The following is a 10,439-nucleotide window of genomic DNA, read 5'->3' as shown; positions in this document are numbered from 1 at the left end:
GTCCCTCTTCGCTTCAGCGACGAAAACCTTAAAACAAACATCCAGCTACTACCCTCCAGCCTAGCAAGACTCACCCAAATTAAGGGCGTATCCTATACCTTTGAACCCACTAATACAGAAGAGTATGGCGTCATAGCCCAAGACATACAGCAAGCCTTTCCTGAGCTTGTGTCTACGCATGATAGCGGCTACCTCCAAGTAGACTATACTGGCTTAATCCCTGTACTGATTGAGGCTGTGAAAGAGCTAAAGCAGGAAGTTGAAGACTTAAAAAGAGAACGTGAAATATAAACTTATACGGTTCTGTCGCATAAATTTTTCAGTTTCCAAGCAGCCTAATCCCTGGACACTCTTATCCTGCTAATGCACAGAACCATCAAAATACAGATAGTTTGATCTTCCCCCCATTTAGCGGACACCCAACTTTAGGATTACACTAGCCTAAATTGAGGTGTCAAAAGAAAAATAAGACTTATCCAATTGAGTTTAAAAAAGAGGCCGTTAGTTCGGTAGCTGTAAAGCTGGTCTGAGCTGTGACATGCTCCCCCCACTAAACGACTGACGTCGCTCTAGTGGGGGCTTCTTGTGACCCAAGCGGTACTGATACCACTTCTTTCGCTGTAGCATCTACGCTGATAGATTTAGCTACAGGGGAACTCTTTACACAAACGCTATGTCCTAGCGCATCAGCTAAAGCAAACTGTTTTATCATGATGGCGGCGTTATGGTCTCTGTCATGCACCGCTCCACATTCACATTGCCATTCACGTATTTTCAAAGACATTTTTTCTTGCTTCAGACCGCAGCTGCTACAAGTTTTAGAGCTAGGTGCAAAGCGGTCTATGGTTAGTAGGTTTTTACCGTTCCATTCACACTTATAACGCAAGGTTGTGATGAACATACCCCAACCACAATCACTAATTGCTCGGGATAATTTACGGTTTTTTACCATGCCTTTGATATTTAGGTTTTCTACTGCAAAGCTAGTTGCGTGGCTTTTGTCAGCCAGTTTTGCTGTTTCTTGATGAATAAAATCATAACGTTGGTTGGCTATTCTTTCATGAATAGTAGCGACACAGCACTTTTGTTTGGCTCTATTATTTGAGCCTTTTTTCTTCCGTGCTAATTTTTTCTGTTCGATAGCAAGGCGGGGTAATGAGTGTTTTTGATAATTAGGGTTATTGGTTTTATTACCTTCGCTATCAATAATAAAATGACTAATTCCAACGTCTAAGCCTAGTGTTTTATTGTCTTCAACGGTTGTAGGAATAGGTGCCGTAAAATTATTATCAACCAAAACACTAACAGTATATTTACCTGATGGAGAGCGCTTAACTGTAACGGTTTTTATCTGTCCGTCAAAACTTCTATGTAGCTTTATTTTGATGCCTTTCAGCTTGGGCAAATTGATTTTATTACCTTCAAAATCAATGGTGACGTGCTGAGGACATTGGAAAGACTGCCAACCTGAATACTTTGATTTGAATTTAGGGAATTTAGTGCGACCTTTGAAAAAGTTACCAAAAGCTGTTTCTAGGTTCATTAGAGAGGCTAGCAAGGCCTGGCTGTTGACCTCACTAAGCCAAGGTTTGTCATCCTTCTTACTTGCAACAATACGCTTCTGTAATTCACTTTTAGAAAGGCTTTTACCAGTCTCTTTATAGTGTTTATCTTTTTCAGCTAAAGCCCAATTGTAGATATGACGAGCGCAACCAAAGTGCTTATCAATTAACACTCTTTGTTCTGCATTAGGATAGATTCTGTACTTATACGCTCTCATGTCGTATATTTTGCCTAAATTACAGTTTAGTGTAAATAGATGAAATCCCATTATCACTGTGTTTATAAGCTAAAATATCATTTAGTGTTAGTAACCAAATACCGTAGAAAGTGCTTCACTAATGACATACTCAATCGCCTTGAAGATATTTGTAATGATCAATGTAAACGCTGGGAAATTGATTTAGAACAGTTTGGCGGTGAAGCAGACCACATACATCTTATGTTGGATATGCACCCTAATATCATGCCCAGTAAATTCATCAATAGCTTGAAGACTGTATCAAGCAGATTGATTAGAAAAGAATATGGCGAACACCTAAAAAAATATTACTGGGAAAAGCCTGTGCTTTGGACAAGAGCTTATTGCTTGATTACGGCAGGTGGTGCACCACTTGAAATGCTAAAACAATATATCGCTAACCAAGAGAGACCTGAATAGCAGTCCTTCAGACTGCCCGCTATCCATCGCCACCTAAACGGCAAAGTTACACAATGCCGCTATAGATGGAGAATTCCGCGAAATCCGTTAAATGGGCTCTGAACCCTTCAAAATCTTTGTCTGAATACAGTAGTGGTATTTTATTTTCAATACAGAATGTGGCAATCATACAGTCAATCGTTTTCCTGACGGTAATTCCCTTCTTCCTTAAAGTTCGGTAGTTTTCGGCACTTTTAATGGCAAGGTGTTGGTTACACAAAGGGTAAATATCAAGTGTTGTTAGTAGCTCTTTAGCTTTTTTAAAGTCTTTATCTTGTCGAAAACCTTGGAGTATTTCAGCCAGGATTAAATCACCAATCACCACTATGTCAGTAGATAGTAGGTTGTCTAATTTGTCAGTGTGGGCAGTTTCTTTACCATTGAAGTAGTCAATCCAAACGCTTGTATCAACAAGAACCACTAATTAGTCCTCATCTCATCTAGATCACCTTCCCAGTTTAGTTTGCCCCGAAACCGCTTAATCTTCTCTTGCTGCTTAAGCTTAATAAGCATCTTCAAACCAGCTTCTACAGCGTCTTTTTTGGTCTTCAAGCCAGTAATCTTAAGAGCTTCAGCCATTAAGTTGTCATCAATATTGATGTTGGTCCGCATTGCTATTTACCTTTAATGTGTATGCTTTAATAAAATTATACACATCAAAGGCATGACAAACAACTTACTTGGTTGATTACTAGTCAAGCTATAATTTAACATCCTCCCCGCCCTCAAAGGACGGGGTTTTACGCACTTTCTGCTAAAATATAACTTTTAAATTATATAACTTTGAAGTTATACTAGACTTAAACTAATAGTAAGATGGGTACCTATGTGGAAGGTTGTTACCGTAGATGAGTTTGACCAATGGTTTTTGGGACTTAACGAGGCTGAACAGGTATCTGTATTGACTGTTATTAAACTGCTTGAAGTTCGTGGGCCTGAACTAGGCCGACCTTATGCAGACACTTTAGAAAGCACTAAGGAAGTCAAAAACCTGAAGGAGCTAAGAACACAACATCAAGGCAGGCCATATCGCATATTCTTTGCCTTTGACCCCAAGCGGCAAGCAGTATTGCTTTGTGGTGGAGATAAAACAGGCGATAAACGCTTTTACAAACGGATGATTCCAATAGCAGAGGGTGAGTTCTTAAAACACTTAGAAAAAGAAGAGCTGCACTAACCGGAGGGTTTGAACATGGCAAAACCATTATCTGAATTACTAAAACAGGTCTCACCTGAAGTGCAGGCAAAAGCCTCTGCTAAAGCAGCTGAGCTACTTACAGAGATGACTCTTGCAGAGCTTCGCCAGTCAAAAGACATTACCCAAACTGAGCTAGCAGAAGCCTTAAGCACAACACAGCCTAATATTGCTAATGTAGAGAAACGGTCAGATGTTTATCTTTCTACCCTTCGCAACTACCTACATGCGCTAGGTGGTGAATTAGAGGTAGTGGCGCGTTTTCCTGATGGTTCAGCAGTAGCTATTAACCAGTATGACAACAATCACACGACATGATAATTCCATATCCGTCCTAGGACACGGGACAACGGTATGTTTCGGCTGTGTGAGATCTAAGGGGTTAGAGTCATGTACAACCCTTGATCACTGGTTCTGTCGGTGGGCTTTTGTTAGTGTTGGCAAGCCTTGTACTGGCCATAACAGACAAAGTGCTAGGAAAGGCTGAGTTTCCTAGCTTTGTATCTAGTGTAAATTGGGCTGGTATCTTACATCAAAACGCTCAGCTAAATTTGCAAGACGTTTATCTAATGGGTTCTGTCGCAAACTTTTCTCAGTTTCAAAAATGCCTGCTTTCAAGACACACTTAACCTGCTAATGCACAAAATTGCTCAAATAGTGTTTTATGTTTTATTGCTGGGTCAGCAAACTGTCCTTTCCTAAGCCTATGGATCAGCTCAATACCAGTTAGTGTAGATCGAGCACTATTAAATGATTTAAAGCCTAACATGGGTCGAGTCATGCGCTTAATAAACCGATGATCCTGCTCAACCCTATTATTGAGGTACTTCACTTGCCTTATAACAACAGGCTTCTCCAGCTCTTTATTTACTTCTGCAATCGCGGCCTTATTCGCTGCACTGCCATCAATGGTGGGATGATACCATACAGTTAGGTGTACAAATTTATTAAGCCACAACACTGGTAGGCCGGTGTGGAATATCAAACCAAAGATCAAAAAGTAAGGCTCCCTTCAATAAAAAAGTGTTGGAATGCGGTGATACGCTGATCCGGTATAGGAGCCTTTCAAGAGCATAACGGGTAAGTACCAGATTGAAATCTTGCTTAGTTGCTCTGGAATGATTTAGTAGACGGGCTCGCACAGATGCAGCCATATTTCGTTTACTCATGAAGTCAGGCTCTCAAGGTAAGGGCGGATAATATTAGTGACACGGCAAATACTGGCATAACGCCATAGCTCATCAATTTGCACTCGCCTGCTTTGCCATGACTCATTTAATGCCTCAAGAGCCACATCTAAGCCTATTTTATTACGGAATTTAAAACAGTCAGCCACCGTCTTAGCAACACAAGTTATGTGCACCGTTACACCTTCCACTAGGTGATCTTCAACTCCTTCAATTAGCGACTCCCCGGAGAATCGTACGACACGAAGCGGAGGGTATTCTATTGTGGGAGCATGAGCTTTATTTGGTATGGCTATCCAGACTTCAAATGGTGCCTGGGTAGTTAGTCCATGAAACTGAAGTGCTGATAGTAAGCAAACCAGTGCTTGAGGGTTCTTTCGGGATACCTCAGCTAGGCTGGTATGTTCTGAAACTGAGCGATCAGGGAGAGAATAGAGCCCCCGGTCAACTCTAACAAGCTGGCCACGTCGAACCATTCGTGTGAGAATCACTCTTGGCACGTTGATAGCGTCCAGATCATGACTCCTAATCAGCCCATGAGAACCGACTAGCTTCAGAACTTGCTGATAATATGTTTCCTGTTTCATGTATCTATGATGTTCCGAATTCGCGGTATTTGTCAATATTTACCGAGAATATGGAACATTTCGGATAGGGGCGAATAAGTCTCTATGCTGTTGACGCTGAAGAAAGTTAGATTTCATACAAATACAGCTCGTGAGTCCCTTTCTCTTCAATGCCCAAGTAGTCCAGGGTTTGCTTCTGGGTGGCATGTCCAAACGCCTCCATCAGCACGGGAACAGGGGCGTTATTACCTTTGCGCTGCCAGTAACCCCACGTTTTGCGTAGTGTGTGGCTGCCGTAGTTGCCTTTCAAGCCCATGTTTCTACACCATTCTTTAACCATCCGGTTGACGGTGGGTACTATGATTTGTTCACACTAACTCTAGAATAATGGATTATCTGTTGTATAGTCCCAGAACAATAGCTGGTTATTATCGGCAGGTTTTGAAAAGGCGATAGGTGAATTGGGTGGAAAATGGAGCACTTAATAGTCTGGGATGCCTGTTGGTTGAGTTTGATACACGGCAGAAGGGTTAGTCCTTGAATATAAAAGACAATTAGTTCGTCAGTAAAAACATCATACAACTAATATAAAACCCGCGCTACTTTATTTATTAAGACTAAAAAATAAAAAAACCTGTCTTAATAAGAAAAAAGACATTATAAAAAAGTATAATTATTACAATTGTTTTAAAATCTGCCTAACATAATTAAGGAGACAGTTGTCAGTAATTGTTTTTATCAATCCATCTCATTAACTATTAAAATTTACTGATATTTATAAAATTTAAATATACTCGATAATTATTAGAGGCGCTCAAAAAAAGTATGGCGTTTCAAACAGATATCGGTGAATTTAGCGAAAATATTATTAGTTTAACTACTAGTAATAAAAAGGCACATTAGTTGATGTGCACAATGTTACACACCAAATTCAATGGCGTACATAAGACATTAATAATTTAGGAGAAGTCTAATGGATAGTAGTATTTTAGGTGTTCTTCGAACTCAGCAGTCAATTGATTTGACAAATGAGGTCAATAGGTTGGATAAGTCTCCAGAAGGAAGCTTAAATGGTAGACTGATTAAGCTTGGCGCATCTTCTCGTTCTGTTTTGAACTTATTTTATAAAGAGGCTCTTCACCAATTTGGAGAGAAGCTATCTTCTACTACTTCTTATGCAGCTCAATTTATGGTTAACAAGTTTGAGCTTGGTGAAGCTGGTATTAATAAACCAAAGACAGGCAAATCTCACATGGTTATCAGCTCTCCTATTGGTCTTTCCACTCCTCATCAACCAAACACTAGTAAATATCCAGACAGTGAAACCTTATCAAAAATGATGTCTGAACAAATGGAACGATCTGGCAATGCGTGGCCAGGAAATCGCCCAAAATAGACTGGTGGCATGCCCAAATTTCAAATACAAACTGGTTAACTTTTGTATAAAATTTAGCCAGTTTAGCCCTTGCAAATCAATCACTTAGGGGGCTGCTACACATAACCTTTTAAGGTATGCATTAAGCAAACTCAAAAACAGGGGGGAAGATCAGAATTTACTTTATTAATGCAGCAGCGATTAATAAAAAAATATGAGGATTATTTGAATATTTATTCTTCTCTCCTTTCATATTATACCTTTATATAAAGGGGATAAGAAATGAGTCTATCAATTAACCAGACACCAAGTACTACAAGAGAGCCTTTAGAAAGCCATAAGCCTACAAAGTTTACGGCTAATTTTAATGGTAAATTATTGAGTATTTTTAAATGCCAAACTGCTATAAATTTATTTAAAAAGCTGCAATTTAAACATAATTTTGCTAATAGTGACTACCACAATTCAGTTAGAATAGATATTTCCCCTGTAACACGAAGAGATAAAAACAGTGTATCTAACTATGAATATATAAAAAGAAGACTAAATACATCTCTACTGAGTTTGAAATCTACAAAGGTGTGTAGAGGTAGAGAAGAAATAAAAAAAGCAGCTGAGTTCAAATCATTTACTGAAGATGAGTCCTACAATTTAATTAAGGAAAAAATCAATGCAGGTGCTAAAAATGGCAAGCTAAAAGCACAAAGTAAGCTTACTTTTTTGTCTGGTTTAGTAATTGAGCAGGGGAAAGTAACAGGTAAAATGCCTATTAGTGAGAGTCAATTTGAACAGCTAAAAGGCCACTTAGACTTTCTTTTTGAAATTTTATAACAGTGAAAAAATGAACAAGAAGCCCAGAAAACTGGGCTTTGAGCAATAACGCCAAGCCATCAAGCAGTCAAACTTGTCAGATACGCATAAAGCCTTAGTCTTTAGTTTATTGGAGCTGTGTTTGTTGCTCATATTCTACAAGAGGGATAACTCTTAGTCCTGTAATGGTTCTGATAAGATGCTTACGATAACTCCTGAATCCCTAGTGTGTAGCAAGCCTTCTGTCTGCATCCAGCCTTATTCACAAATTTTCCCAAAATGATAGCATATATGATAGCTTAATGATGTCTTATACGCTATCATTCATACTATGAAAGTCATTATTGATACTAATATTTTAGTAATCGTGTTACTTAGCCCAAGCAGGCGAAGTGCTAGCTATAAGGTCTTTGAGATGTGCTTAAAACGCCAGTTACAGCCCCAGGTTGGTTGTGCTCTATTTAATGAGTATGAAGATGTCTTGGCTAGGCCTCATATTCAAGAGCGTGCTTCCTATCCTGCAGAGGAGATAGAGCATATACTAGATGGTTTCCTTAGTGTCTGCGTCTGGTCGAAAGTACATTATTTATGGCGTCCAAATTTGAAGGATGAAGGGGATAATCACCTGATTGATTTGGCTGTAGCAAGTAATGCAGCCTACATAATTACAAAGAACATTAAAGATTTAAATTCAGGTGATTTGAGGTTTGGCTTCAGGTCTGTAACACCTGAGAACTTTTTAGAGGTATATCATGGCAACAATAACTTATCGCACCACTGATCAAAAGCGTGACAAGTTAGCTCAAATGGCCAAAGAACAAAACGTGAGTGTAAATAAGGTACTTGATGAGCTAGTTACAATAGCGCTAACAGAACGGGATTCATATTTGCGTTTCTCTGCTAGGGCCAGTAGAGGTGATGCTAATAAAGCACTTGAGATTTTGCAGGCTCGATCCACTGATGATTGATACAACCCCCTTAGTAAGGGGGCCATGTCCTCAAAGAGTTCATAATGGATAGGCTCATAGCTTTTATCCTGATAGTTTTTTCAACTGTAAGCCTTTGTGGTGAAAAAATTCTTATTACTGCTGGTAGCTGGCCTCCCCACATTAGCCGTGACTTAGCTGATTACGGTACTTCTACACAGATTGTATCTGCTGCCTTTGCTTCTGAAGGAATTGATATTGAATACCGATTTTTACCATGGAAGCGAGCATTTGTAACATCTTTAAATGGGATATCTGATGGAACTATCCTTTGGGCGAAAACCTCTGAACGAGAACAAAATTTTTATATCAGTGACCCTGTTAAGGTGTATCAATGGGTTTTTTTTCACCTCAAAGACTACGATTTTGACTGGAAAACATTAGCTGATTTAAAAGGAGTGATGATTGGTGCTACTAGGGGTCCTGTGGAAGAACCCTCGAAAATGACGAGTGCATGGGATAATTGATTAAAGTTCGAGTAATAACTGAGCTTCTTTACTGTCTTCTGATATATTCAAGTCTGATTGACTGTCTCTCCAAAAGAGCTGTTTTACATGCTTCTCCAGAATCTGCGCCATAGCCTCCACGTCAATTTTTCCGTTACTTTTCTTAAAGCTATAACGGCCTGTAAATAGCATGTGCGTCCAAGCAATGGGCGATACTCGGATAAATTCATCAATAGCCTTTTGAGACGCACCATTGGCTAACATTTTCTCATGCACTGAGTTCAGGATCATGCTGTTATATGCAATGATGCAATTGGCAACTAGCCTAGCAGCATGGGCACTGATGCGATTTTCGACAATTTTTTTGCCTTGGAATACGCCTTTGTAGGTTTTTCTGATGTTGTTTTGTAGCTGATGATAAGCTTCAGTTCGGTTTCTTGCGGTTCGAATTGCTTTTCGGAGTTGCATGTCATCAATCAGGTTAAGCACATGGATACTCTTAAAAATAGTGTTATATTCAAACAGTGCGGCTTTTAACCTGGCGTAGCGTGAATGGGAGTTGAGCTTTCGAATGATATTGCTTTGGGTGTTTTCTTGCATTATCAGGGACAATAATACCCGCATCACACCCCGCCGTTGAGAACGAATGCGTTCAACGTTAATAACTCCTTTAGGCTTGATAACGCTAGTATCGTAATCTAAGGGTTGAGCAGCATATAAATTGTCAGCAGCTTCCCGTACATTTTTAATACTAGGGACATAATCTACATCAATAGAGTCCAGCGCTACAAAGTTCAGCTTGTTTAGTGAGTGGTTGTCACCAGTCACCATGTGAATATCAATATCAGTTTTATTGTTGTATATCATGTCGTAAAGTGAGTGGCCTTCATACTCATTCAAACCGATGTTTTTTGCATTCACAGCAACGTAATTAGCGATCAGTGTATAGAGGGATATACCTCGACCTTTACCTAGGTATTTTCTGGAATAGCGTGATTGAATAGTGCTATCAGTAGTCATAAATTTTTGCCCATCAGCGTCAGCCAGCACCTTTTCATCCATTAAATTCCACTGTTTAAAAATCGGCAGCAAATGAATGTAGTTACTGACAATATCATTAGCTGCACACAGTGTATCGATACGAATAAAATCCTCCCGAGTTGATCGCAACTGATTAAGCTCTAAGTCTGACATGTCCGCCATTTTTAAAGCACCAAACCCAAAGGCTTCCGATAATAAGCAAGCGTTTATTGCCTGAGGCAGTGGTTTTTTCCGCTTGGCATAGCGGTCTTTCATGTGGGTAAATCCGTTCCACATACCAATTCGATCGCCAATGAACATCACGATATTGGCTATTTCAGCTTTGGGAAGGTTTTTGAAGAATGCATCGTCCAGCTTCTCAGTGCTGTCATGTAGTAGGCTCCAGTGTTGCAACCCAGTTTTGGTTTCGGTGTTTGTCAACGTAGTTGTCGTGTTATCTTCTTATCTTCATCGAGCTATCTCAAAACGTGAGGCATAATAAATATTAATAATCAATTTAGGGCTAATTATTAATAACACAGACAACACCCATTGCTCCTTCTGGTGGACGCCTTGCGATGCAAAGCATCCATC

At 39.6% G+C, this 10,439-nt stretch carries 14 protein-coding genes and 3 pseudogenes; 9 read left to right on the top strand and 8 right to left on the bottom strand.

Translation table 11 applies throughout. From position 1 onward, the window contains the following. Positions 1–27: 27 nt before the first annotated feature. Positions 28–291: pseudogene (locus tag G4Y78_RS31845) on the top strand (tail fiber domain-containing protein); the annotation flags it as partial. A gap of 259 nt (positions 292–550) precedes the next feature. Here G4Y78_RS31845 and G4Y78_RS30080 read toward each other — a convergent pair. Continuing rightward, positions 551–1,780: a transposase gene (locus tag G4Y78_RS30080; RefSeq protein ID WP_230425792.1), complete on the bottom strand. Its 1,230-nt coding sequence runs from the start codon at positions 1,778–1,780 to the stop codon at positions 551–553. A gap of 39 nt (positions 1,781–1,819) precedes the next feature. Here G4Y78_RS30080 and tnpA point away from each other — a divergent pair, with 39 nt between their 5' ends. Then, positions 1,820–2,221 (top strand): IS200/IS605 family transposase, encoded by a 402-nt coding sequence (tnpA, locus tag G4Y78_RS30075; RefSeq protein WP_163836910.1) that lies wholly within the window; start codon positions 1,820–1,822, stop codon positions 2,219–2,221. A 46-nt stretch (positions 2,222–2,267) separates the two neighbouring features. On the opposite strand, the gene vapC is transcribed toward tnpA, so the two are convergent. Together vapC and G4Y78_RS30065 are read right to left on the bottom strand one after the other, a co-directional pair. Beyond that, positions 2,268–2,681: a type II toxin-antitoxin system VapC family toxin gene (gene vapC, locus G4Y78_RS30070; RefSeq protein WP_163836909.1), complete on the bottom strand. Its 414-nt coding sequence runs from the start codon at positions 2,679–2,681 to the stop codon at positions 2,268–2,270. After that, a complete protein-coding gene (locus tag G4Y78_RS30065) occupies positions 2,681–2,872 on the bottom strand; it encodes a type II toxin-antitoxin system VapB family antitoxin (RefSeq protein WP_163836908.1) in 192 nt (63 codons plus the stop codon). The genes vapC and G4Y78_RS30065 overlap by 1 nt, the downstream gene beginning before the upstream one ends. A gap of 214 nt (positions 2,873–3,086) precedes the next feature. Here G4Y78_RS30065 and G4Y78_RS30060 point away from each other — a divergent pair, with 214 nt between their 5' ends. Then, on the top strand, positions 3,087–3,437 hold the full coding sequence (locus G4Y78_RS30060; RefSeq protein WP_163836090.1) for a type II toxin-antitoxin system RelE/ParE family toxin: 351 nt from the start codon (positions 3,087–3,089) through the stop codon (positions 3,435–3,437). A gap of 15 nt (positions 3,438–3,452) precedes the next feature. After that, complete coding sequence (locus G4Y78_RS30055) at positions 3,453–3,773, top strand: XRE family transcriptional regulator (RefSeq protein ID WP_163836089.1); 321 nt, start codon at positions 3,453–3,455, stop codon at positions 3,771–3,773. Between the two features lie 307 nt (positions 3,774–4,080). On the opposite strand, the pseudogene G4Y78_RS30050 reads toward G4Y78_RS30055, so the two are convergent. The 4 genes and pseudogenes from G4Y78_RS30050 to G4Y78_RS30035 all read right to left on the bottom strand — a co-directional run. Continuing rightward, positions 4,081–4,368, bottom strand: a pseudogene (locus G4Y78_RS30050) (DDE-type integrase/transposase/recombinase); the annotation flags it as partial. A 49-nt stretch (positions 4,369–4,417) separates the two neighbouring features. Continuing rightward, positions 4,418–4,624, bottom strand: a pseudogene (locus tag G4Y78_RS30045) (nucleotidyl transferase AbiEii/AbiGii toxin family protein); the annotation flags it as partial. Beyond that, on the bottom strand, positions 4,621–5,229 hold the full coding sequence (locus tag G4Y78_RS30040; RefSeq protein ID WP_163836906.1) for a type IV toxin-antitoxin system AbiEi family antitoxin domain-containing protein: 609 nt from the start codon (positions 5,227–5,229) through the stop codon (positions 4,621–4,623). The pseudogene G4Y78_RS30045 and the gene G4Y78_RS30040, both read right to left, overlap by 4 nt. A 106-nt stretch (positions 5,230–5,335) precedes the next feature. Further along, complete coding sequence (locus tag G4Y78_RS30035; protein ID WP_163836905.1) at positions 5,336–5,524, bottom strand: site-specific integrase; 189 nt, start codon at positions 5,522–5,524, stop codon at positions 5,336–5,338. 657 nt (positions 5,525–6,181) lie between these two features. On the opposite strand from G4Y78_RS30035, the gene G4Y78_RS30030 reads away from it, so the two are divergent. From G4Y78_RS30030 to G4Y78_RS30010, 5 genes are all read left to right on the top strand, one after another. Further along, a complete protein-coding gene (locus tag G4Y78_RS30030) occupies positions 6,182–6,604 on the top strand; it encodes a hypothetical protein (RefSeq protein ID WP_163836904.1) in 423 nt (140 codons plus the stop codon). A 261-nt stretch (positions 6,605–6,865) separates the two neighbouring features. Next, positions 6,866–7,414 carry a hypothetical protein gene (locus G4Y78_RS30025; protein WP_163836903.1) on the top strand — a complete coding sequence of 183 codons (549 nt, stop codon included), beginning with the start codon at positions 6,866–6,868 and terminating at the stop codon, positions 7,412–7,414. Between the two features lie 310 nt (positions 7,415–7,724). Continuing rightward, complete coding sequence (locus tag G4Y78_RS30020; protein ID WP_163836902.1) at positions 7,725–8,174, top strand: putative toxin-antitoxin system toxin component, PIN family; 450 nt, start codon at positions 7,725–7,727, stop codon at positions 8,172–8,174. Further along, on the top strand, positions 8,146–8,361 hold the full coding sequence (locus G4Y78_RS30015) for a toxin-antitoxin system HicB family antitoxin (protein WP_163836901.1): 216 nt from the start codon (positions 8,146–8,148) through the stop codon (positions 8,359–8,361). Before G4Y78_RS30020 ends, G4Y78_RS30015 begins: the two co-directional genes overlap by 29 nt. Before the next feature lie 44 nt (positions 8,362–8,405). Further along, the gene (locus G4Y78_RS30010) at positions 8,406–8,846 is read left to right on the top strand and encodes a substrate-binding periplasmic protein (protein WP_163836900.1); all 441 of its coding nucleotides are present in this window, start codon (positions 8,406–8,408) and stop codon (positions 8,844–8,846) included. Here G4Y78_RS30010 and G4Y78_RS30005 read toward each other — a convergent pair whose 3' ends face one another. Then, positions 8,847–10,286, bottom strand: coding sequence for a Tn3 family transposase (locus G4Y78_RS30005; RefSeq protein ID WP_163836899.1), 1,440 nt, complete (start codon positions 10,284–10,286; stop codon positions 8,847–8,849). Positions 10,287–10,439 lie beyond the last annotated feature (153 nt).

This window comes from Spartinivicinus ruber (assembly GCF_011009015.1).
Lineage (GTDB): Bacteria > Pseudomonadota > Gammaproteobacteria > Pseudomonadales > Zooshikellaceae > Spartinivicinus > Spartinivicinus ruber.
The sequence above is the reverse complement of the archived record's forward strand: the minus strand, read 5'-3'. Positions and strand labels throughout refer to the sequence as shown.

What these genes read in the sequence shown, in the direction of transcription:
- G4Y78_RS30080 (WP_230425792.1), bottom strand. Translation starts at nt 1,780, where the DNA reads ATGAGAGCGTATAAGTACAGAATCTATCCTAATGCAGAACAAAGAGTG.
- tnpA (WP_163836910.1), top strand. Translation starts at nt 1,820, where the DNA reads ATGAAATCCCATTATCACTGTGTTTATAAGCTAAAATATCATTTAGTG.
- G4Y78_RS30065 (WP_163836908.1), bottom strand. Translation starts at nt 2,872, where the DNA reads ATGCGGACCAACATCAATATTGATGACAACTTAATGGCTGAAGCTCTT.
- G4Y78_RS30060 (WP_163836090.1), top strand. Translation starts at nt 3,087, where the DNA reads ATGTGGAAGGTTGTTACCGTAGATGAGTTTGACCAATGGTTTTTGGGA.
- G4Y78_RS30055 (WP_163836089.1), top strand. Translation starts at nt 3,453, where the DNA reads ATGGCAAAACCATTATCTGAATTACTAAAACAGGTCTCACCTGAAGTG.
- G4Y78_RS30040 (WP_163836906.1), bottom strand. Translation starts at nt 5,229, where the DNA reads ATGAAACAGGAAACATATTATCAGCAAGTTCTGAAGCTAGTCGGTTCT.
- G4Y78_RS30035 (WP_163836905.1), bottom strand. Translation starts at nt 5,524, where the DNA reads ATGGGCTTGAAAGGCAACTACGGCAGCCACACACTACGCAAAACGTGG.
- G4Y78_RS30030 (WP_163836904.1), top strand. Translation starts at nt 6,182, where the DNA reads ATGGATAGTAGTATTTTAGGTGTTCTTCGAACTCAGCAGTCAATTGAT.
- G4Y78_RS30025 (WP_163836903.1), top strand. Translation starts at nt 6,866, where the DNA reads ATGAGTCTATCAATTAACCAGACACCAAGTACTACAAGAGAGCCTTTA.
- G4Y78_RS30020 (WP_163836902.1), top strand. Translation starts at nt 7,725, where the DNA reads ATGAAAGTCATTATTGATACTAATATTTTAGTAATCGTGTTACTTAGC.
- G4Y78_RS30015 (WP_163836901.1), top strand. Translation starts at nt 8,146, where the DNA reads ATGGCAACAATAACTTATCGCACCACTGATCAAAAGCGTGACAAGTTA.
- G4Y78_RS30010 (WP_163836900.1), top strand. Translation starts at nt 8,406, where the DNA reads ATGGATAGGCTCATAGCTTTTATCCTGATAGTTTTTTCAACTGTAAGC.